The following is a 21,200-nucleotide window of genomic DNA, read 5'->3' as shown; positions in this document are numbered from 1 at the left end:
TAACTTAACTCGTCGGTGATAAGATTTTCATTTGGCAAACTGTTTATAACATATTCTTGCAAATGCTTTTTACGCATTTACCTAAATGCCATAAGCATTCCAGTAAATGCCTTCCTTATTCATTCAAATGCTTTTCGCATGCATCCGAATGCCGGATCCTTTCATAAAGTTACTATAATCAATGAGTTAAAGATGCCGTGATCTTTACTTGAACTCTATTGATCTTTAGTGATCTAAAGAATTGATCTAACCTGTTGAAAACAATGATAAGTCCATATAAAACAAGGAATAGCGCTCCTTTATCAATATCTACAGATCGCAAACGGAAATGAAAGTGGGTTTACTATCATTGTTTTATTCAAGACAGTTTTTATTTTAATTTTATTAAGCAAATTTTTTGAGTTTACCTTTTAGATGTATCAGCCCTATTTGGCAAATTTGAGGTTCATGTATCATGTAGTAAACAGGAGGAAGATATGAACAACAGCAAACATACAGTCATTGAAGTGGATACTAATCTAGTTGAAATTGAAAAGGGATTTAATCCCCGAGAGGCGGTAATCGGAGATTTGTGTTACGAACAAGAACCTGTCAAATCGATGATTGTGTCAATCAAACAAGCCTTTAAGGAAGGAAGGCAGGTTGATATGATCAAGGTCGTAAAAAGAAAAGGTAAATATTTAGTTCGTCAAGGTCATACTCGTTTTCATGGCTTAAAATTAGCAATTTCTGAAGGTGCTAATATTCCAAAATTATCTGTTATCTTAATCGATTATAAAAACGAAATTGAAGAATACCTTGAGAACCTCGATGGTAACAGAAGCAATGGGCTAAATCCGGTTGGGCAAGCTCATGCATTAGCTCATGCTGTTAGTCTCGGGTATTCGGTTGAAGAACTAGCAATGCGATATCAACGATCAACTACCGCAATTCGTAATATGCTAAAAATCCTTGATATGCCATTAGAGCTTCAACGTTTGATTAGCCTAAATCTAATCAAAAAAACGCTCGCCATTGAAATAATGTTAAAATATTCCAACGATCACAAAATGGTTTTAAAACATATAGAAGGTTTCTTACCTGGCGTTAAGAATATTGAGACTACAACGAGCAAAATTGTAGGCATACCTGAACACAATGCAGCTGGAGCAGGACCAGACACCTTAAATAAAGGCGGACCAGAAAAGAAAAATTCGGCAGTCACACGTAAGACTTTGGGTATTAAGCGCCTCTCGCATAAGAAAACAGAACGGCTAAAATCTGAATTTCTTGAGCTTGTGGAAAGTACACATACGGAATCTATAACGAATACTCAAACAGAACTAAAATTTGGTAGAGATAGTGCACACTTGTTCAAAAATGTTGATAGTAAAAATGTAATATTTTCTGATGATGGTGTTCAAATAATCTTGAATGATGAAAAGCTAAATATTTTATTGTCTTTACTTAACGACGAAAATACAGCAATCATTCTTTCTAAACCAAAATTAGAAGAGCTTCTGGAAATTCGAGATCTCCTTAAGGAATAAAAAACCGAGGATTAGTTGAGTGATTAAACCTATAAAGCTGACTCTTATCGATAATTATAATGATTTGCTTCTAACTCATGAAGTCCTTAAACGCAACATGGAAGAGTTAGAACACGGTAAACGTTTTGACCAATTTCCTGAAGGGCATGACCACTATGAAAAAACTGTGAAAGAAGCTGTAGCAATCGTAGAGGCACGTTTGGAGGTGTTTCGAAAATGAAATCTCTTTTCTTTACTCTTGATGGTCATATGGTACCAGCCTCAGTGAATGTATCCCTTAACGGAGATGGAAATTATTATGCACCTATCGAAAGAGAATGTAACGAATGTGCGGGCACAGGCCACAAAGGGGCTGATGTATGTGAAAAGTGTCATGGGGTGCAAACAGTTGGACCCATTATTGAAAAATTAGTGGTACTAGAGCCAATTACCTTTCTCGATAACATTCCGGAACTGCGTGTTAACCCAACACTCGAAGCATGGAAATCCAGAAACCACGTACTTATTGAGAAAGCAAAAAAGGCTAACACTAAGTTTTCTAATAGTATATTGGCGCAACTAGACAATAACCGTTTTTTGACAGAACGCCAGCTGGATTGTTTCTTTACAACCTTTGATGTGATGTTGTCTGAAACTCCGGAAAATGAACAAGAAATTTTAAAACATAGCTACAATATCGGCCAGGTCATAAGCATTGAACTAACATTTACTGAAGTCAGGGCCGCGTACGCAAAAAGTAAAGGGAGTTATTTTTTTACATTTACTGGTAAAGTTAGAAATGACGGGATCGCTTTAACGGCCGATAAACAGGATCACATTTTATTGGGTGAACGTTATCATTTGACTGGAAAAGTCAGAAAATTCTATGATTTTGATTCGAAAAATTATGCTGCAATAACAGTTTTTAAGTTAAGTAAACTCCAAGACAGTTAAATGTTTTACTGCTTAAATATAGAGCCAAGACTTAAACTGTCGTTAGGACTCACTCACGTAATATTGTTGCTTACGCAATGGGTTTTATCCCTCATAAAGATCTGCGAGTATAAATCTTTTACATTTAAATTCCCCTCTATCACAACCTTTTCAATAGTAAAAAAATGATAATCTTATTAATTATAATTTTTAATTTTTTGTATACCAATACCATACAGTTAAGGCTAAAAGGTGATGATGGAGATGGACTTTAAAATGCACAATGATCTGGGTCTCGGTTTCATTTGTAAAAATGCAAGAACATCGTCAAAGCCAACGTTAAGAAAAGTTACTTTTCCGGTAAGCGCATATGAAACGTCTAAGCTTTCTTTAACCGGTTTTCAATGCCCCACAGCCTGCCGATTTCCTTTTTTTGTGCTATGCATGATAATCCATAACCATCTTTCGTCTGCATGCCCTATCAACCAAAATGAATGTTCAAATCATATATCGCAATTTTCTATCGACATTAAAGTACAAGATTGGCTTAGCCGTTCAAGAGTAGCGTTTATTGATTTCCATAATCTAAGAAATACAGATAAAACCACATTAATAACAGTGGAACATCTTGAAGCTTTACTTACTGTTATGTCAACTACTCTTGTCGCTTACGCTCCATATTCAAAAAAGAGACTTAACTTTAGCTTTCTAAATTCATTTACTTTGTCTAAAACTTCTCAAAGTTACACATTAACTTTCCCGGTAGTTCTCAGTCCGCTTTTAGATGCTCTTGGCGGTTTCATTCAGGAATGCATAACCGAAAAATTGTTAAAACGACGAAATTCGAATTTCATGGTTTACGAGTATCTTAAACGTTCAGGCCAGAGCTCTCATAAAGTGGAGGACATTAATAACGACTTACAGCTTAAAACTCTAAATATAAGACTTATGAGCGTCCTTACTGGGCTTTCTCAGCAAGGACTCATTTCATTTATTTGCGAAGGAAAGAGGGGCGACCGGAGAATAGAAGAGCTTCAGTTTATACCTTATGTTCAACGAACTCACCCTGAGGTATTAACTTTTCAGGAATGGATTAGCCCCGTTGATTAGAATTAACTCTATTTCAGCACGGCCAGTATTTCTGTTTCCGTTTTCCGTGTATTTGGCTTACTTCCTACGGATCGGTAAGCGCTGAGTCTGTGTATGACGAATCCACGCTCTTCATAGAGGCCCAAAGTGAATGGTGTCAGGCTATTTGATATCGCAACAGCAGCGCCTTTTCTGTGAGCGTCAACGAGCATATTTGCTAACAGCACGTGGTCGCTTTGGCTGAACGGTTTACCATCGTAACTGACAAAACTAGTTTTGCTTGTTTTGTCATATGGCGGATCACAATAAATCTGATCTCCTTCGCCGGTTGCGGCCAGAGTCTCCTCAAAACCAGCGGTGATCAGTTCAATACCTGAAAGACGAAATGAAAGGTAGTCTATTTTATTGAAGTCAAGCTTCAGTTCTGTATGTTTCCCCCAGGGCACTGAATAGATTCTTTCTGAGTTATAGCGGCACATACCGTTATAGCCCAGGCGATTCAGGGAGTAAAACAAAGCCGCTCTTTGAAGCGGTTGACCAGAAATACAGGTTTTGTTGAAACGGTCCCTCATCTCATAGTAGTCCTTTTCGACAAAGGTTTTATCCGCTAGGTTTTGGACCTGATTTATAAAGTTAGTTTTCTGTCTTTGAATAGTCCTGTATAGGTTGATCAAGTCTGGATTGCTATCTGCAAGCAATGCATTTTGTGCAAACATGTTCAGAAAAACGGCACCACCGCCTATAAAGGGTTCTACCCACCGGCAACTATGATCGTGTGGGTAGTGATGGCTGATGAAAGGCATCAGTTTCGTTTTTCCACCAGCCCATTTGATTATCGGCATGTGTCTGAGATGTCGAGTCAAAGTGTCTATACCTGAGAGAGAAATTTAGGTGCTGGTATCGTACCTAACCACGGGCTTTAACTAATAACTTAGGGAGCAAAAAAAAGTTGTTTAAGACGCACAGTTTTGACTTTCAGCATTGCGGATTTATAAGATTTTTCCTCACTGATACCTGAACTTTATGTTTTGGATTTATGTCTTTGTTTATGAAGCGATTTTGATGCCATCACAAGAAATGGGGAGCCCTCTTTTTTTGTGAAAAATCAGAATAGGCTCAAAAAGTACCTTTTTTGCGAAAAATTATGGATTTTTTTTTCGGTAGTATCCCCGCTACGCAGAAAGTAAGCAGAAAAATGTAACGGAGCCCCTATGAGTGTTTTACTGACAGAACCTACACAGCAAGCTAATGACAAGGTCTTTAAAACGGCCCATGTTGCCTTTTCAGTAGTTACTGGCACAGGTCGTTACGTCACTGGGCTTAAACAGTTCCGTGATGCAAACCCTGAACTTTGTACTGAAGTAAGTGACCAGAAAGCATGGGCTATCCACCCTTCAGTAATTCAGGTCACGCCAGGCTTCAACTCCCGCGAAATGGGAATGGGTGACGATTACTATAAGCTCCCTGAGGTTGAAGAACACATCTACAACATCAAGAATGCCTACATTCGAGGTGACTATGTAGACCCTATCCGAGTACGTGTCATTGATGGGGTACCTTTTGTTCGCCAGGGGCACTGCCGTTTAAAAGCCGCAATGATGGCATGTGATGAAGATCATGACATCACAATCCTTTGCGTTGAGATTAAAGAAGATGAAATTGGCTGTGAGCTCGCGACCATTGATGGTAACCGTGGTCTTGCGCTTTCTCCTGTTGCGCTTGGCGAGTCCTATCGTCGCCTACATTCTCTTGCTGGCTGGTCACTCGAACGAATTGCTCAACGTGAAAATAAAAGCCCGACGACCATCAGTTCTCTTATCCGCCTGACAACCTGTTCTGTTGTTATCAAGAAATGGATTCATGCTGACGCTATTTCGTATGTTAACGTGCTTTCACTGATCGATGAGCTCGGTGAAACAGAAGCAATTTCACGTATCAAGAAGATGATCGCGGAACTTGAGCAGGCCGATGCGAATGGCATCACGGTGAAAAAAACCCAACATGGTCAGGTACGAGTCAGACCTTCAGACTTCAAGCCAGCACGGATTCCGCCGGTTATTGCCACAAAAGCCGTAGAAGGCGTCAAACTCATCACCACCAGCTTATTACAGAAACTGGGGGATATTGAATTGCCGGAGATGACAGATTCAAGTGCTGACGAAGAAATCAACATTACGTTGAACCGCAGTACTCTGGAGATGCTGAGAAATCTTTCAAAAGAGATCACAGAATCAGAGAACAAGCAGCTTCGCCGTGCGGAGAATCGTCAGGCAAAACTTAATGGTGAGAAGCCAAAATACCCACGTAAAAAAAATGCTAAGAAGGCAGGGGAAGAGACCGATCAGGATACTGACCCACAGCCGGACGCAGAATAATTTACTTTTGGCAAAGTGTTGGTTTTGTCAGAGTCATTAAGGATTCAGGCTTTTTGCCCGCCTTTTTTAAACCTCCATGTATCGTTCTTGCCCCGTTTATGCGGGGCTTTTTTTTTGCTTCTTTCTATGAGTTGACATCTTTAAGTTTTATTCAGAGACATAAAAAACTTTTTCGTGTCACTGAACCTATTAGGTTACAGAGCGACGTTGCTATCCTGGTAAAAGTTTTTTCTAAAGGACCGGTAAAATGTCATCTCTTGATTCTGAAGCTAAACCCGATAATGCAGGTCACAGCGTACTGGCTTTAACAACCTCTCATAGCCTGGTGGTTAGCTCTTCTGAAACATTTCTTCCAGATATGCGCAAAGAGCTCGGCATTATCGCGGATCTTGTTGAGTCCTATAATGATGAACTCTGCTTGTTGAAACACATGGCTGTCCAGTTCAAAACCCACAATCACCAGAAACTTTATTCTTATCTCTCAGGCTACAACCACAGTATCTCTGAAGCGGATGCCTTGTTCGCGGAAAACGCTCTGAGATCTGAATACTGGAAACGCGTTATGGCACTCACTGATGTTTTGCCTATCATGTCGGATGCCAAACGTAACGAATGGGATAAGCAGTTTACGGCCGACCGCTATATTATGCCGCCTCAGGTGATCCCTGATTTCACAGCTGACGCTGTAGTAGGCACAGTCGTTGCTTTGCTTAATGACCGCAATCAATTTATTAAAGAAAGGGTTTACGACGTCTTCCAGTCTCTGAGCCGCAGTCATAAGACAAACAAAGCTTTTGGGTTCTCCACCCGCATGATCACTACCGGAGTTTGCGAGCCGTCTAAATACCCCTGGCAGAAATTAAGGGTGGATTTTAAAGAGTCTGGCATTTCACCACTGAGCGAGCTCCGCGTTATATGCGCATTCTTCCGTGGCGAACAGGTGAAGGCGATCCATAACACCAAATCATTGGTTGAGGCGTTGGTCGAACATGAGGGGTTCAGAAAATGGATCTGCATCGATGGCAACAGTATTCGTTTCAGGGTTTACAAAAATGGATCAATGCATATTGACGTCCACCCTGATATCGCCGAGCGGCTTAACAATATTTTATCAGCTATCGTACCGCTGGCATTACCTGCCGACCGCATGGCTCATAGCAAGAAATCTTTGGAGGCATTCCCTGTACTTAAGCAGTGCATCGACTTTGATACCCGGATGCAGCTTTCTGAACTAATGTTTAAAAATGACGGGGACAATAAATGGAGTTGCTGGACATCTTTAGGGTCTCTCGCCGAACGCAAATCTTCGAGTGTTGCCGCTGACACCCTTCGGTTCTTAGGGGCAACAGTAACAAAATACGATGTGACATTTTCCTATGATCCGTGTGAGGTTATTCGTTACATCGGCCAGATAGGGGAGATGCCTGATATTGTATCGCATCAGTTTTACCCTTCATCTTGCCGAATCAGCGAATATGTATATTCCCTGCTCGGTGCAGGGGAAGGGGATACCCTCCTGGAGCCTAATATTGGCCATGCGGATTTGCTTAAATCATTCCCTGCCGGTGTGATCGTTACTGGCATCGAGCTTGATACTTTGAATTGCCTTATCTCCCGGGCTAAGGGATACGATACGACAGAAGCTGACTTCCTCACATGGTCTAAGTCTAATCAACAGAAGAAGTTTGATTATGTCGTGATGAACCCACCTTTTGCCGATAACCGGGCCAGGCTGCATCTCCAGGCAGCTGCATCTCATCTCGCAGCCGGGGGATCTCTAGCAGCCGTTCTTCCATTATCTCTTCAGGGGCTCGATAACCTTCTGGGGGAAGAATTCCGGACGGAATGGATGGACGTTTTTGAGAACGAGTTTGAAAACACGACCGTTTCGGTTCGCATCCTGTACGCCGAACGTATTCAACAAGAGGAAGTCCTATGAGCAACCAACCCACCAGCCTGCCAGAAGAAGATATTGAGTTTGTTATGGATACCTTTCAGAGGAGCATGGGTAAATCCAAACCTGTCAGGGATACTCAAATAGAGGGCGAGAAACCGCAAAGTAAAGAGTCCGCAAACTCAACTGAAAACCCCGGTTATGAAGAATTCTTTTAATTACGCTCATGATATCCTGGTGCAGTTATTTAGAATGATATTTGAGGGATGGGGGACATTGTGATTAAAAGGCGTAACATTCGACGATCAGTTTATGGATTGCTTATTGTTCTTATCGCCGGAAATGTGTGGTTAGGCCTTAGAGCTGATAAAATTCATAAAGTGCGTTATCAGGATTTCTGGTCACCGGCAACTGTGATTAAAGTAACTGTAATGCCTTCAACGAATGAAATCCAGCTCAGTGGTAAAATCCCTAAATCGGTAAGAGTTTCAAACAATTATGTTGAGTACTCGTTACCGGGCACACTCTCGGACAAGACCATTTACCGAAGCGTGTTAGAAGATGAGATGCTCACTTTGCTTAATGCTGGAGGTCAACTTGAAGTTAAATACACTCTGGACAAGCAGACAAATCGAACTAAGGTATGCACTAAGTGCTTACGGGTGATTAAAGATATTAACCATCAATATTCAGCCACTGAGGTAAAGCATGGGCAGTCCTAAATTTGAAATTGCTGAGCAAATTAAAATGTGGATCGTTGTTTATCTAGTTTGCTTTTTAGCACTTTACTGTGTGTTAAGCGCTCTACATGCGCTTTATGATCCGCTAAATTTACCTGCCCTGACGTGGCCTATCAGCTGGTTCGTGGTGCCTGAAATGACAAGTTTTGGCAGTGCATTATTAGCTTTTGTCCTAACGCCAGGCCTTTGCTCTATAATTGCTGTTTTATTCGGTAAGTCTACCTTTAAAAAAGCTAAAACAAAAATATAGAGTTAATTAGATTGGTGGCTCAGGTTTATAAAACCTCTCACTAGAGAGGTTTATTTATTATTTTTGACTGAGATTAACAGCGTTTTCCATAAATGTATCAATAACAACCGTAAGAGACTGGCTGGTACCATGGCTATACTCAGGCCAAGGTAAAAAAGGATATGAAGAATACGCCATCAACATGATACTGGTTGGGCAACGCCAGTCCGTTGGAACACCTTTACTGTAATGGACAATCATAGCCGGGCGACTACAATCAATATCTCCAGCGTTTTTATCGAGTACGAAAGTAGCCAGAACGCCGGTGTCCTTCTGGGATACGAAAACAAGGCTGTCAGTAAAAATAAAGGCCATTAAGGAAGAGGCCAGGAAAGCGCCAGTAAATAAGGACTTCTTCTCTTTCCAAACGCGTCGAGCATATAACCCCATTAGCGCTACCGCTGAAACCATTCCGGACCACTGAGCACCCAAAGAAAAATCTGTTACTGTTTTAGATGTCATACTTTCATTAATAGTAATCATTGCGACAATGAATGGTGATGCAATTCCAAGTGTTGCTAGGACTATCAGCGATATTTCAGACCGGTTTTCTTTAGCGGATCCTTTACTTATTGCAGACATTGCTCTGAACATAACGAATGTACTGTTGAGCATCAGAAAACAGCATAAGAGCATGTATAACATTGGGTTTCCTCAACCTAGAAGTGATGGTTACCCTGTTATTTTACATAAATTTGACTCAACAGATGCTTTTAAAATCTCGCTTCCTTGAATTTAAAAACATATCAGCACAATTGGCAAACATAAAGGAGCAGCGTCTATCAAAAGTTACTTTTATGATTGGTTGAATACTCATTTTGAAGGCTAAAATCCAAAAAAGTGGGTACAAAAAGTTACTTTTGCGTCATCCAGATGCACTGCCGCCATTTTGCATTCTGTACGTTGGTTGCTTTCTCACTTGATGTCTCTTTTAACAGGCAAATTATCACTTTATCCGACCGGACCTTGTAGGCTGAATCCGTAGAATAAGGCTATAACCTATTCCCGGAGCATCATATGCGTAAAACTCTAATTGGCTGCATGGTTGCAACTGCCCTTGCTACTGTATCTTCGGCACATGCTCAGGTATTTAGCTACTCATTTACAGATACCAATAAGGCTGTTCGGAATATTAAGCCTGCAACACAAACATATCTTAATCCCGCTGGTGTTTTGACTCTGAACTTGATATCGGGTCTTGATCGGTACGAGCGAGTGACGGTCACACGAGACAGCGATAAAAAGGTTATGTATTCCTCCGTCTCGACCAAAACGAGCGTTGCAGATCGTATCGTTGCTGCCGATGGAACAGAATACTATGGAAAGGATATGGTTCTACCGGCGCTCGGAGAAGGGACCTTTACTGTAGTCAATGAAACTCTGGATATTCGCCAGACTGTAGTGAGCACATCTACTTATCATTTCATCGTTGATACAACTCCTCCACGCTATAAGAGTATTTATCCGAGTCAAAACGCAGGTTACGACATGGTACTTTCTGGGCCACTTTGGGAGTTGGGCCGAGGCGGTAGTGGCCAGTTTTCTATATTTGCAGACGGTATTGAGGATGCTAGTGGAATTGCCAAGATCCGTCTTGTCATTAAACGAAGTAATGGTTCTGTGGTCTCCGACAATAACCTGAGTTATGACACAGCCAATAAACGTGCGTTCTATCCGTGGATTAAAGATATGAACACCCAGGCTGGCATGCCCTCAAGTGATCTTGATGAAGAATTCACCTTCAATTTCATCGTTACGGACCTGGCAGGAAATACGCTTAACATTCCTCCCCAGCGGTTTTTATATGACGATCAAATGGGAGAATTTACGCCATTTGCAGTTCATGACTCACGTGTAAGCACCAGTGTTGTACCCGGCATTTCTTCGGGATACGTCCCGTTTAAACGAGGCCTTACAGTGCTGGAAAACCCCTACAAGTTGGTTATACGTATCCCAAGAACTAACTGGAAGCCATATCGAAATGGTGGCATGAGCATTACCAATAACTATGGCGGAGTACAGGTCCTTTCCGAAGATGCCACCTATGTCTACGTGGAAGTTAAGCTGCCACAGGGTGCCTTAGATGGAAACTACTATAGACCTGTGAATACATATCAATGGTCTGGAGGAGATCTTGGTCAGTATGCCAGCTGGCTCAACTGGGATCCTGCCTCTGTAAAGAGTCCGGCTTGGGGAAGTTCACCCATAGAACGACAAAAGGCTGATGGAACATGGTTCAACAGCGTAAACTGGAACCTGTTCAAGGCATCTGATATGCCTATAAAACTTACTAATATCCGGTTCAATGTACAGGCTAGGCCATATGATCAAAAAATCACTGGCGGAGCAACATGCAGTATTCCAGCTGGCTCAACAACCTGTACCGTCTCTTTGCCCCAGGATATTATAAATGGCACTACCGGCTATCTTCATAGTGGCTATGAAGTAAGGTCAACCACCGAAGCAACCTTCTTTGCCCCTATATGGGAGAATATAGCCTGGCATACACTGGGTCCCTCCGTCACTGGATTTGATTACATTGAAACCACCAACATTCTCCAGGTTTACGTGAATCAACCTGGAGATGGTTCATATTTCGACCATGTTTATGTAAATCGAGTTTGGTTGTCAGATAAAAACCGTAACAACGCAGAAATAAGCGTAACCGGCAAACAAACAGGTAGAAATATGGCGTCTGGGAACTACACGTATGAGTTCAACATGAAAGAGGTACCAGAAGGCAGTTATAACGTGGTAATTAATGCCCAAGATACATTCAACAATACCGGTAACCTCCCTTATCAAACTGTTGTCGTTGATAATACAGCACCATCTGTAAGTATTAGCTACGAAGGAAAACCGATCAGCAAAAACGTAACAGTATATGGGCTGGAGGGTAATGACTCCAACTTATTGATAGTGTTTTATGTTCAGATAATGCCCGATGACTTTGTCATGCAGCTCCACCGATTTTGAGAACGACAGCGACTTCCGTCCCAGCCGTGCCAGGTGCTGCCTCAGATTCAGGTTATGCCGCTCAATTCGCTGCGTATATCGCTTGCTGATTACGTGCAGCTTTCCCTTCAGGCGGGATTCATACAGCGGCCAGCCATCCGTCATCCATATCACCACGTCAAAGGGTGACAGCAGGCTCATAAGACGCCCCAGCGTCGCCATAGTGCGTTCACCGAATACGTGCGCAACAACCGTCTTCCGGAGCCTGTCATACGCGTAAAACAGCCAGCGCTGGCGCGATTTAGCCCCGACGTATCCCCACTGTTCGTCCATTTCCGCGCAGACGATGACGTCACTGCCCGGCTGTATGCGCGAGGTTACCGACTGCGGCCTGAGTTTTTTAAATGGCGGAAAATCGTGTTGAGGCCAACGCCCATAATGCGGGCGGTTGCCCGGCATCCAACGCCATTCATGGCCATATCAATGATTTTCTGGTGCGTACCGGGTTGAGAAGCGGTGTAAGTGAACTGCAGTTGCCATGTTTTACGGCAGTGAGAGCAGAGATAGCGCTGATGTCCGGCGGTGCTTTTGCCGTTACGCACCACCCCGTCAGTAGCTGAACAGGAGGGACAGCTGATAGAAACAGAAGCCACTGGAGCACCTCAAAAACACCATCATACACTAAATCAGTAAGTTGGCAGCATCACCGGGCTGGAGAACGTCCGTATACAGCTCACCGATGCTCTAACTAAACCATCCTTAAGCCGTATGACTCTTCGCGGTGGCCCTGTTTCTGATGCGGTGGAATTGTCTTGGGTGAATCTGGGAAACAACCTGTATGCACCTAATTATCCCAAGATCTTTCCGTCTCTTAATGAAGGCGAAACATACACTCTCACAGTTCAGGCCAAAGATGAGATGAACAACGTTAAAGAAAGCTCAGTCGAATTTAACTACCTTCCAAACAATCTCGTCAGGCTAGAGAATCTGAAAACCTTAGCTGTCAATGCTTCTCTCAAAACATCTGACAATACTCCTCTGGCTGTTCTGTATGCCAGCCAGCTGCGTAAAAAGGATGGTTCAATCGCTACAGGGCTTCAGGACGCAGTGCTTACTGTCCGTAAGGACGCTGCATTCGGCGTGACTGTAAATGGTGTTTCTGCGATGCCAGGTGAAAGCAAAGAGCTTCAACTGGATTTGGGGCTCGGGGACAGCCGTAGCTTTCCTATTTTCCCTGCTGTATCCGGCCTTACAGGCAGATCTGAGTTCATGATTAACATTGAAGAATTAAAATAAAGCAGGGCTGTTTTGCTGAAGCACAACGGCCGTCTTCTGATGCGCCGTAGCCCATGTTGTTGCAAATCAGTCCGACGTTCATTGCGTAAGTAACGCTTACTGCGGACCATGGTAGTGATTAGACTCACTACCATGGTCATTTCACCACATATCTTCTCTGCATTGCTCTTGTTGGGCAGACTAGTAACTCGTCACTAAATTGCAGCTTTTGTCTTGCTAAGTCGCTGGTATAACTGCACTACGAAATCGTCAAAAGATTTTATCCCTCATGTAGATCCAATAAATGATCCCAAAGGTGCCAGAGAGTACAAAGAAGATCCCGGTACGCTGTAGGCCGCATGGTTACTGGGCTGGAGCATTGTCACTGACAACAGTAGCGACATAAGTGACAACGGGAGTGACTTAAAAGACAATGGTAGAGACTATTTCGACGTTGGTAATGATTTTAAGTGACAATGGTAGTGAGGTTAGACTTAAACTTCCACTGTAAGGTAAGGTGACTCGCATTATTTAAATAAATTATTACTTTCAATTACTTGCGACACGAGTCTGCATGTATGCTTCTATTTCTCAAAAATTTATCCACCGAAAATGCCTGTGGCTGTGATTTAGCTTTGACGACAGTTTTTATCAGGGAGGCAAGTTGAGACCTGTATAAGAACTAAGCATTTATTTATCCCCATTTTCCACAAGGTAGTTCCAATAATTAGTACCTTAGTGTTCCTGATAGATCAAAAGAGATCCCCGCTGCCTCCAGGCCAGACGGCACAAGGCCTGAGACGTGATCAGTGACAACAGTAGTGATTATTTTGACATTGGTAGTGATTATTATAACGTTGGTAATGAGTTTTTTGACATCAGTAGTGATCAGAGCGACAATAGTAGTGACTTTTCATTAGATCTTTTTAACTTGATCTGATCCGTTGTTGATAAGAGTTGCAGGTCATTGTATGCAAAGAGTTTTTGCCAAGTTTTAATGAGTGGAGTCGTTTTTTTAGGTAGAACTTATGCACAGATATGGATCATCACAATGATCCATCCAGTGACATAGAGTTCGCTGGGGCTTACTATTCACCAATCTGTTTACACATTCAGTGATAACTTATTATGACTAAAGAGAAAGATACTGAGCAGCAGGACCTGGTCACCAGGGCTTTCTCTGTTAGAGAGAAAGAATCAGGTAAAGACATCATTTTGCGTCCTAACAGCAACCGTACGGTGCAGTCTATTGCTTTGATGCGGCTCGGGCTGTTCGTCCCATCACCAAAGAGTGTGGGGCGTCAAAATCGGGAATATAAAACGGTTGGCTTTGACGCAACGAAAGAGTTACAGACGCTCTCTTTAATGGAGAGCGAGGGGTTCACCAATATTTCAATTGTCGGTGAGCGTCTTGATATGTCAGTAGATTTTAAGACGTGGATGGGCATCATTCGAACCTATGCCAATCATCCGATTAACAATGACACGATAAGCTTAAAATTCACTGAATTCCTCAAGCTATGTACGCCTGAAAATTATCGCTCATCTACAGCGTCCAGAAAACGTATAGACGCCTCCTTACGCAGGTTAGCATCCGTTACCTTGTCGTTCACCAGTAATAACTCGTCCAAAGTCTATACAACGCATCTGGTACAGTCTGCCCTGTTAGACCCGGAATCAGATCAGGTTGTCCTTCAGGTTGATCCTAAGATTTTCGAGCTCTATCAATACGATCATAAGGTTTTGATGCAGCTGAAGGCAATTAAGGAGTTGGCCAAGAAGGAAAGCGCCCAGGCTCTCTATACGTTCATAGAGTCATTACCGCCAAATCCTATACCGATATCCCTTACTCGGCTGAAAAATCGTCTGAACCTCAAAACACGAGCAAATAGTCAGAATGCTACCGTGAGAAAGGCTCTTGAAGAGTTGGCATCGATAGGATACCTCCAGTACACCGAAATTAAGAAAGACGGAAAAGTATACTTCCAGATTCATAAGCGGGATCCCGATCTGAATTTGAACAATACTCAGCCTCCTTTAGAAGTGGTTGAAGATGAAGAAGAGAACTCAGGGTCTTCTGTTTTAGAAGGTGAGTTATGCCCACCAGCTGACCCGATAGACGGCGATGATGTTCTTACCGTCCATGATTTAACCGCTGAAGAACTGCGCTATATTCGTAGTCTTCGAAGCCAGAAAAAGAACAGCAACGCCAGCTAAAGTTAACCCGGCGGTTCAGGCTCCGGGTGCTAAATTACTTCTTCGATTTTCGTTAGTCCCAGCCCGCTCTTTCACGTCAACGGTAATGAGTCAAAAGTCATTACCGTTGTCATTGTTCTCTACCACCCTATGTAGATCGAGATTGCGAATTCAACGCTTTCTCCTGAGTCACCTGTTAACACCCGGTTTCTACGCTTTACTTCATTGGCCAGTACATCCAACGGAAAATATCGTAACGGGGTGACAATGGCAGTGAGTTGACCCACTCACTACCATCGACATTCAAATCCCGGCTTCTCTGGTAGCTATAGTGACAATGGTAATGATGTGTACCTTACTGGCATTGTCATTGTCCTCCGAGTGTGCGTTCAGCTTTGGGAGGACACCGGAACTTAATGCGGCGAGTCACGGCCATTGTGAATCTCGATTGGATTGGCGAATACGGCTTCCGGTTGGGCCAGATGTCAATGGTTATGCTTCATCCAGCTCATTACTGTAGTCATTGCCGTTCAGCTGAGCTGATGCTCCTCTCATTCTATGTGGCGACAACGGTAGTGAGCCCAGAAAGTGACTACCGTTGTCATGGCCGTCCAGTAGAGCGGGTCAACCTCTTAAATCACAGGGTGACAACGGTATTGAGCCCAGAAAGTCACTACCGTTGTCATGGACGTCTGGTTAAGCGGATCTACCTCTCAATTCACAGGGTGACAATGGTAGTGAGCCCAGCAAGTCACTACCGTTGTCATAGTCGTCCCGTTGAGCAGATCAACCTCTTAACTTACAGGATGACAACGGTAGTGAGCCTATTAAGTCATTACCGTTGTCATTGCCATCCAGAAGAGCGGATGATCCTCTCAATTCATACGGCGACAATGGCACTGAGCCCAGCAAGTCACTTCCGTTGTCATAGCCTTCCAGAAGAGCAGATGAGCCTCTTAATTAACAGGGTGACAACGGTAGTGAGCTCATTAAGTCATTACTATTGTCATGGCCGTACAGCTGAGCTGATCATCCTCTCAATTCACACGCCGACAATGGTAGTGAGCTATTAAAGTCACTACCATTGTCATAGACGTCCAGTTAAGTGGACCATCCTCTCAATACACACGGTGACAACGGTAGTGAGCCATTAGAATCACTACCGTTGTCATTGCTTTTCAGGTGCACTGATAAGGCTCTCAATAGACACGACGACAATGGCAGTGAGCAATTAGAGTCACTTCCGTTGTCATTGCTTTCAGCTGAGCTGATAAGGTACGTCATTTACACGATGACAATGGCAGTGAGCCAATCGAGTCACTACCGTTGTTAATGCCGACCAACCGAGGGAAGGGTCCGCTCAAAGAACTGAGTGACAACAGTAGTGAGATCATCCAATCACTACCATTGTCAGCTTAAACCTGTAGGACGAAGAGGCTTGTCCGATAAAATGACGACAATGGAAATGAGCCTATCCATCACTACCACTGTCATTAAAGTCCAGCGGTTCAACGTTAATCAGTAGCTCCGGATGACAATGGTTGTGAGTCAGGCAATTCCCAAGCATTAAGTGACAGCAGCGTAACACCTCTAAGCTCACTCCTGTTGTCAGGGGTTAGGGTATTGAGTCTCTACCGTCGTCAGTGTTTCTGAGACACCAGTATTGCAGATCACTACAATTGTCACTTAAGTATCGACGGGGGAATAGATGCAAGTGACTGGCTAACCAGTACCAGTTTAGATTCAAAACGATCCCATCTTTGTGGATGCACTTGAGTAAGCTCGTATGACGATATGTCAGAGAAGTGACAACGGGAGTGAGTTGCCGGACTCACTACCGTTGTCATCCCCGGTTGAAGGAAGAGGATCCCCGGGGCTGTATATTTACCGGGTATCCTTACTCAAGGGTTTCGACACTCACTCCCATTGTCGTAATCAACGAGTGTGCATTGTCTTTTAAAAGCATCGCTGGAAACGTACGATTAAAGTAACTTTTCTTTCGGTTCTTCCTTGCGAATCTCTGAAGACGTACTGGCTGATCGGAGTCAAGGAGGGCAGTAAAATTGAAGCCGTCAGTTTTACTGTCGGCTCCGGGTAGTTACTTCAACTCGTCGATCTGAATCATGAATTCTGAGGTGCCAACTTTCCCATTTTCGGAAGGATAAACGGGTAACAGAAGATTATCCCCCTGGCCCATATCTATTTGCACCTCAACTGACTCACCTGGAGCCGCCTGTGCCCCGTTAAATTTAATACCGAAGGCTGCATCCTTCCGCACAGTCAGCGTTGCGTTCTGGACCCCTTTAGCAATTTCTCCATTTGTCTTACGCAGAACGTTAGTGGACAGGTACGCAAGGGGTACGCCATCTGTCGTTTTGAGAGGCGAACTGACCGATAATGTGCGTAGATTATGTAACTGCACAAGGTTATTCGGTAGATAACTGAACTTCTGAGTATAGGTTTTGGTATTCGACTGACTATCGGCAACTGTTACGCTAATTGAATAATTTTCAGATGGTTCGAAATTTGGGAACAGCCTCGGATACTCAGGCATGTATGTATCTTTGCCTGCCGGTGACCACGTAAGCTCAACGTTATCAGCTGTGGGGCCACCTACGAGCTGAAGACGGGTTATCCTCGGGGTTGTCAGATTATCTGCCAGAGCGATCCTGAGGTTCTCCAGGCCGTACACTACCGTATCGTCTTTTACCGGCTTTCCGTCGAATGTTATGGCCACTGTCGGAGGAGTGTTATCCAGAGCAATTTCTCCGAAAGTTTTATTGGTCTGGTTCTGGAAGAAGTCCCTGATGTTGACCTCAACGTTGTATTTTCCTTCAGACTGACGGGATAAATCATAAGCAATCGTGTAGTTACCTGAGATACGAGATTTGATTACGCCTGTGGGTGACATCCGGGTACCGGTGTTCTTATCGGAAAGATAAAATTCCCTCAATGAGACCGAGTCGAACCAGTTACCATCGCCTTCAAGTGACGCCAGTACATCCAGCTGCTTGTTAGTCTCGTCATATGATATCGAGTTTATTACCGGCAGTTGTTTATTGTTCCAGCGTGTCATAATCCATTGCTCAGACCGCAAAATGGGATTGCTGATGCTGCGAACGAAGTAAAGGATCCTATTGTAGCCCTGGGTACCCAAGGCCATATCAAACGTCTCAGGCGCTTCACACGAGGTTTTTCCTGCCGGAATGGTGCAGGTCGCCTTACCGCCGATCTCTTGTGCAAAGGGCCGGGCTTCAACGTTAAAACGAAGTCGGGAAATTTTAATTGGCAGTCGTGATGAAGCCACACTCTCAAAATCCTTCCACTTAACCCAGTTCCCCTTATCATCGAGGAAATCTACCCAGGTACCCGCAAATGCAGGCGTTTGGTTTGCAGATGGGTTTAGAACGAGGCTGTATGACGGATAATACCCTCCCCACTGGCCAAAGTTCGCCATACGAGCCATATCCCCATTAATTGAGCCATAGGGAAGAGTCATTTCAACATAAGCATAAGTGCTGTCTACAGCTATCTCTTTGGGGGCGGAATATTGATTGATGAACTGAAGCCCACCTTCTGAATAAGCACGGTAGTTAGATTTTGGGATCCGGTAGACTAATCGAATAGGGTTTTCGTTAACGACCATACCGGCTTTGTAAGCCGGATAATTAGAAACCCCGGGTACGACGCTGGAAGACGTATTTGGATCATGAACGGCCCACAGTGTCATCTCACCCAGCGTGTTGTCGTAGCGAAATTTTTGAGTTGGCAGCGTTCGGCTATTACCTGCGTTATCGAAGATAACAACTTTTGCAGTAAAGTCTTCATCCAGGTTGCTGTCTGGTATTCCGGTTCCCTTAACTGAATTCTTAGAGTAAGTGTGGTACATCTTTTGGCCGGATACGTCATACTGCATCTGTGTAGTGCTGTAGAGGCTACCGTCCTGCCTGTAAATATATATTAGGCCCTTATCAATACCATTTGCATCACTTACGCCCGAAGAGGTGAAGTCATACTGCCCCGTTGCCTCTAATCCAAGCTTCCACACGTCACCAGCGGTAGAGCCAGAACCAGTATTAGCGGTAAGAGCATTTGCCGCTGGAGGGGTGACATCAATTAGCCAGTTATAGTTATAGGTCGCTACAGGCTTCTGATTGAGATCTAACACGTTTATCTGAACGACAAATTTGCCTTCACCCAAAGCAGGCAAAGTTACTTTTTTGCCGTAGAACTCACTACCGTCAGCAGCTGTTAGTCGGTCTGATACACCCGTCCGTGTAGTCGTAGTATTAAGAATGACAGTTCCAGTGTCTTTCGTGACTTTGACATTAACGAAACGATCAAGACCTGAAATAAGTGTCAAAGTTACCGGTGATGCCGGATTAAGCATAAGACGAGAAGACGGGGCGTGGATCTCAATACCGTTCGTGTCTTTAAAGGCCGATTCATATATCTGAGCTGGGGCCTGAACAGACATACCGAGTCCGGCTACAGCAGTAATAAAAGCGAGATGTTTCATTCTTATTCCCCTTTAGGTTTGGTGTTATTTTAAGCTTTTCCTAAAGGTCACTATGTTCGTAAAAGTATAAAAAACTTCTCCATATGGTGCTCGAAATTACAAATCTATAATTTGCCTTTCGACAAACCTTATTGTGCGTTCAGGACGGAAATCTTTCTTTTTGGAATTACATCTGACATTTCTGTGGTGTCCAAACTGGCAACGATTGCAAAACTTATAACATTAGCCTGAAACTATCGGCATCCACATATCGCATTAAGTGATGCTTTTACTTTGTGTAAAAAAGAATCAGGATAAATTAGGTATGTCAGATATAAATGCGTTAACGGACGGCATATATGAATCAAAACCTGGCGGCATTACGCCACCAGTCGAGAGGGGAGTGAACCTCAGTCAGTACGTCTACCTTCGTTCCGCAAGGCGCTTCTTGTTGTGAATTACAAACTGCCCTGGCGAGAACTGCATCATTTCACCCCTAGCAACACACGTGCCTCTTCAACGGTTTGCCAAGAAGGCATTGCTACGCCAGATTGAGTGCCGTTGCCCCTGCGCTCACCTGTGTCACATTCTACATAAAGACGCATCAGCATCGCTTCTGTTTCAGCGGCCCGGCTATTATCCATTACCAGTTCTGCTGCGCGTCGTAGCTGTTCTGGAATGTCATTCCACATTCCCGCACCACTTCTGTCTTTGTTAGTGAGCAAGTCTTCAATAGCAGATGAAGCCATGTTAAGCAGGTCAGCCGAAACTAAAGGCATCGGCGGGGCGGTATAGAGGATTCGACGTCTTCCGCGTCTGTCTGGATCGTATTTATCATAAAAAGCTTTGTTCACATCTTCCCAGTGCCACTGAAGTTGCCCGGTTGCGTCATGGTGGCAAAACTCGCACTGATAAACAGGCGCAATCGACATAACTGCCTTTCCAATACGTGCCAGTACAGCAACTTCGTCAGCTCTGAGACTCATTGCTTCGCTTGGGTTACTACCCTCGGCAAATTCCAAAATTTGTTCAATACGTTCTGGTGTGAAAGTGGTCATAGGCTTTGAAAACATATTTTTCCAGTTGTGCTTACCATATCATCAGGCATTAGGAGCGTTAGCGAATAATTAACAGGTCAGGACCAAAACTAAATCCTTCCCCCATACGGTCTTCATGACGGGAGACATATGCCTTACCGTATTTCTCCAGATCCTGTAAGCGATCTTTTGCCAGATTCCACGAGTATTCCTGGCCCCACACGGGTCCGTCACGCCCGTCAAAGCGGTCAGGTTTACAATTTGCTTTCAGAAGAGCGTAGACATGCTCCACCGTGGGTAGCTGCAAAGCACTATTAGCCTGAGAAACGGCAGTATGCGTCATTTCTGTTCACTCTTTATTGATTTAGTCAGTTAAGCCGGTCAGGTAACTTTAACCGGCTACTCGTATTA

General features: G+C 43.6%; 18 protein-coding genes. 12 read left to right on the top strand and 6 right to left on the bottom strand.

The window, feature by feature from the left end; all coding sequences use genetic code 11:
- The first annotated feature begins 476 nt into the window (after positions 1 to 476).
- The 4 genes from QEN31_RS25205 to QEN31_RS25190 all read left to right on the top strand — a co-directional run bounded on the left by QEN31_RS25205 (position 477) and on the right by QEN31_RS25190 (position 3,551).
- Positions 477 to 1,529, top strand: coding sequence for a hypothetical protein (locus tag QEN31_RS25205; protein WP_001065778.1), 1,053 nt, complete (start codon positions 477 to 479; stop codon positions 1,527 to 1,529).
- Positions 1,530 to 1,548: 19 nt separating this feature from the next.
- A complete protein-coding gene (locus QEN31_RS25200) occupies positions 1,549 to 1,749 on the top strand; it encodes a hypothetical protein (protein ID WP_000594930.1) in 201 nt (66 codons plus the stop codon).
- A complete protein-coding gene (locus QEN31_RS25195; protein ID WP_000838219.1) occupies positions 1,746 to 2,462 on the top strand; it encodes a zinc finger-like domain-containing protein in 717 nt (238 codons plus the stop codon). Before QEN31_RS25200 ends, QEN31_RS25195 begins: the two co-directional genes overlap by 4 nt.
- Before the next feature lie 255 nt (positions 2,463 to 2,717).
- A complete protein-coding gene (locus QEN31_RS25190; protein WP_001805246.1) occupies positions 2,718 to 3,551 on the top strand; it encodes a hypothetical protein in 834 nt (277 codons plus the stop codon).
- Positions 3,552 to 3,559: 8 nt separating this feature from the next.
- Here the strand turns inward: QEN31_RS25190 and QEN31_RS25185 are convergent, their stop codons facing one another.
- On the bottom strand, positions 3,560 to 4,372 hold the full coding sequence (locus QEN31_RS25185) for a DNA adenine methylase (RefSeq protein ID WP_001121574.1): 813 nt from the start codon (positions 4,370 to 4,372) through the stop codon (positions 3,560 to 3,562).
- Between the two features lie 369 nt (positions 4,373 to 4,741).
- Here QEN31_RS25185 and QEN31_RS25180 point away from each other — a divergent pair, with 369 nt between their 5' ends.
- From QEN31_RS25180 to QEN31_RS25160, 5 genes are all read left to right on the top strand, one after another.
- Positions 4,742 to 5,905, top strand: coding sequence for a hypothetical protein (locus QEN31_RS25180; RefSeq protein WP_000114860.1), 1,164 nt, complete (start codon positions 4,742 to 4,744; stop codon positions 5,903 to 5,905).
- A 247-nt stretch (positions 5,906 to 6,152) separates the two neighbouring features.
- Positions 6,153 to 7,844: a DUF4942 domain-containing protein gene (locus QEN31_RS25175; protein ID WP_000096325.1), complete on the top strand. Its 1,692-nt coding sequence runs from the start codon at positions 6,153 to 6,155 to the stop codon at positions 7,842 to 7,844.
- Positions 7,841 to 8,017, top strand: coding sequence for a hypothetical protein (locus QEN31_RS25170; RefSeq protein WP_000070862.1), 177 nt, complete (start codon positions 7,841 to 7,843; stop codon positions 8,015 to 8,017). Before QEN31_RS25175 ends, QEN31_RS25170 begins: the two co-directional genes overlap by 4 nt.
- Before the next feature lie 48 nt (positions 8,018 to 8,065).
- Positions 8,066 to 8,521 carry a hypothetical protein gene (locus QEN31_RS25165; RefSeq protein WP_000502495.1) on the top strand — a complete coding sequence of 152 codons (456 nt, stop codon included), beginning with the start codon at positions 8,066 to 8,068 and terminating at the stop codon, positions 8,519 to 8,521.
- Complete coding sequence (locus tag QEN31_RS25160; protein ID WP_000535423.1) at positions 8,508 to 8,789, top strand: hypothetical protein; 282 nt, start codon at positions 8,508 to 8,510, stop codon at positions 8,787 to 8,789. Before QEN31_RS25165 ends, QEN31_RS25160 begins: the two co-directional genes overlap by 14 nt.
- Positions 8,790 to 8,846: 57 nt before the next feature.
- Here QEN31_RS25160 and QEN31_RS25155 read toward each other — a convergent pair whose 3' ends face one another.
- Positions 8,847 to 9,473, bottom strand: a complete 627-nt coding sequence (locus tag QEN31_RS25155; RefSeq protein WP_000966518.1) for a hypothetical protein — start codon at positions 9,471 to 9,473, stop codon at positions 8,847 to 8,849.
- A gap of 372 nt (positions 9,474 to 9,845) precedes the next feature.
- On the opposite strand from QEN31_RS25155, the gene QEN31_RS25150 reads away from it, so the two are divergent.
- A complete protein-coding gene (locus QEN31_RS25150; protein WP_327258411.1) occupies positions 9,846 to 11,804 on the top strand; it encodes an Ig-like domain repeat protein in 1,959 nt (652 codons plus the stop codon).
- On the opposite strand, the gene QEN31_RS25145 is transcribed toward QEN31_RS25150, so the two are convergent.
- Positions 11,739 to 12,436 (bottom strand): IS1-like element IS1B family transposase gene (locus QEN31_RS25145; protein WP_095033700.1). Its coding sequence is split into 2 segments (ribosomal slippage): positions 11,739 to 12,187 and positions 12,187 to 12,436, totalling 699 coding nucleotides; the frame shifts between segments, so codons are not numbered across the junction. The genes QEN31_RS25150 and QEN31_RS25145 overlap by 66 nt on opposite strands.
- Positions 12,437 to 12,485: 49 nt before the next feature.
- On the opposite strand from QEN31_RS25145, the gene QEN31_RS25140 reads away from it, so the two are divergent.
- A complete protein-coding gene (locus QEN31_RS25140) occupies positions 12,486 to 13,079 on the top strand; it encodes an Ig-like domain-containing protein (RefSeq protein WP_327258419.1) in 594 nt (197 codons plus the stop codon).
- A 1,107-nt stretch (positions 13,080 to 14,186) separates the two neighbouring features.
- Positions 14,187 to 15,275: an IncHI-type plasmid replication initiator protein RepHI2 gene (repHI2, locus tag QEN31_RS25135; protein WP_000159528.1), complete on the top strand. Its 1,089-nt coding sequence runs from the start codon at positions 14,187 to 14,189 to the stop codon at positions 15,273 to 15,275.
- A gap of 2,077 nt (positions 15,276 to 17,352) precedes the next feature.
- Here the strand turns inward: repHI2 and QEN31_RS25130 are convergent.
- From QEN31_RS25130 to QEN31_RS25120, 3 genes are all read right to left on the bottom strand, one after another.
- A complete protein-coding gene (locus QEN31_RS25130; protein WP_000681217.1) occupies positions 17,353 to 19,773 on the bottom strand; it encodes an Ig-like domain-containing protein in 2,421 nt (806 codons plus the stop codon).
- A gap of 464 nt (positions 19,774 to 20,237) precedes the next feature.
- The gene (locus tag QEN31_RS25125; RefSeq protein WP_000491820.1) at positions 20,238 to 20,825 is read right to left on the bottom strand and encodes a hypothetical protein; all 588 of its coding nucleotides are present in this window, start codon (positions 20,823 to 20,825) and stop codon (positions 20,238 to 20,240) included.
- Positions 20,826 to 20,868: 43 nt separating this feature from the next.
- On the bottom strand, positions 20,869 to 21,132 hold the full coding sequence (locus QEN31_RS25120; RefSeq protein WP_000149862.1) for a hypothetical protein: 264 nt from the start codon (positions 21,130 to 21,132) through the stop codon (positions 20,869 to 20,871).
- Between the last annotated feature and the right edge of the window lie 68 nt (positions 21,133 to 21,200).

It is taken from the genome of Salmonella sp. SA15303, from assembly GCF_029962125.1.
GTDB lineage: Bacteria > Pseudomonadota > Gammaproteobacteria > Enterobacterales > Enterobacteriaceae > Salmonella > Salmonella enterica.
Note: the sequence above shows the minus strand (reverse complement) of the source record. Positions and strands in the feature narration are given on the sequence as shown.

Coding starts and splice junctions, on each gene's coding strand:
- QEN31_RS25125 (WP_000491820.1), bottom strand. CDS start 20,825: ATGTTTTCAAAGCCTATGACCACTTTCACACCAGAACGTATTGAACAA.
- QEN31_RS25160 (WP_000535423.1), top strand. CDS start 8,508: ATGGGCAGTCCTAAATTTGAAATTGCTGAGCAAATTAAAATGTGGATC.
- QEN31_RS25155 (WP_000966518.1), bottom strand. CDS start 9,473: ATGTTATACATGCTCTTATGCTGTTTTCTGATGCTCAACAGTACATTC.
- QEN31_RS25120 (WP_000149862.1), bottom strand. CDS start 21,132: ATGACGCATACTGCCGTTTCTCAGGCTAATAGTGCTTTGCAGCTACCC.
- QEN31_RS25170 (WP_000070862.1), top strand. CDS start 7,841: ATGAGCAACCAACCCACCAGCCTGCCAGAAGAAGATATTGAGTTTGTT.
- QEN31_RS25165 (WP_000502495.1), top strand. CDS start 8,066: ATGGGGGACATTGTGATTAAAAGGCGTAACATTCGACGATCAGTTTAT.
- QEN31_RS25150 (WP_327258411.1), top strand. CDS start 9,846: ATGCGTAAAACTCTAATTGGCTGCATGGTTGCAACTGCCCTTGCTACT.
- QEN31_RS25175 (WP_000096325.1), top strand. CDS start 6,153: ATGTCATCTCTTGATTCTGAAGCTAAACCCGATAATGCAGGTCACAGC.
- QEN31_RS25180 (WP_000114860.1), top strand. CDS start 4,742: ATGAGTGTTTTACTGACAGAACCTACACAGCAAGCTAATGACAAGGTC.
- repHI2 (WP_000159528.1), top strand. CDS start 14,187: ATGACTAAAGAGAAAGATACTGAGCAGCAGGACCTGGTCACCAGGGCT.
- QEN31_RS25190 (WP_001805246.1), top strand. CDS start 2,718: ATGCACAATGATCTGGGTCTCGGTTTCATTTGTAAAAATGCAAGAACA.
- QEN31_RS25185 (WP_001121574.1), bottom strand. CDS start 4,372: ATGCCGATAATCAAATGGGCTGGTGGAAAAACGAAACTGATGCCTTTC.
- QEN31_RS25130 (WP_000681217.1), bottom strand. CDS start 19,773: ATGAAACATCTCGCTTTTATTACTGCTGTAGCCGGACTCGGTATGTCT.
- QEN31_RS25195 (WP_000838219.1), top strand. CDS start 1,746: ATGAAATCTCTTTTCTTTACTCTTGATGGTCATATGGTACCAGCCTCA.
- QEN31_RS25205 (WP_001065778.1), top strand. CDS start 477: ATGAACAACAGCAAACATACAGTCATTGAAGTGGATACTAATCTAGTT.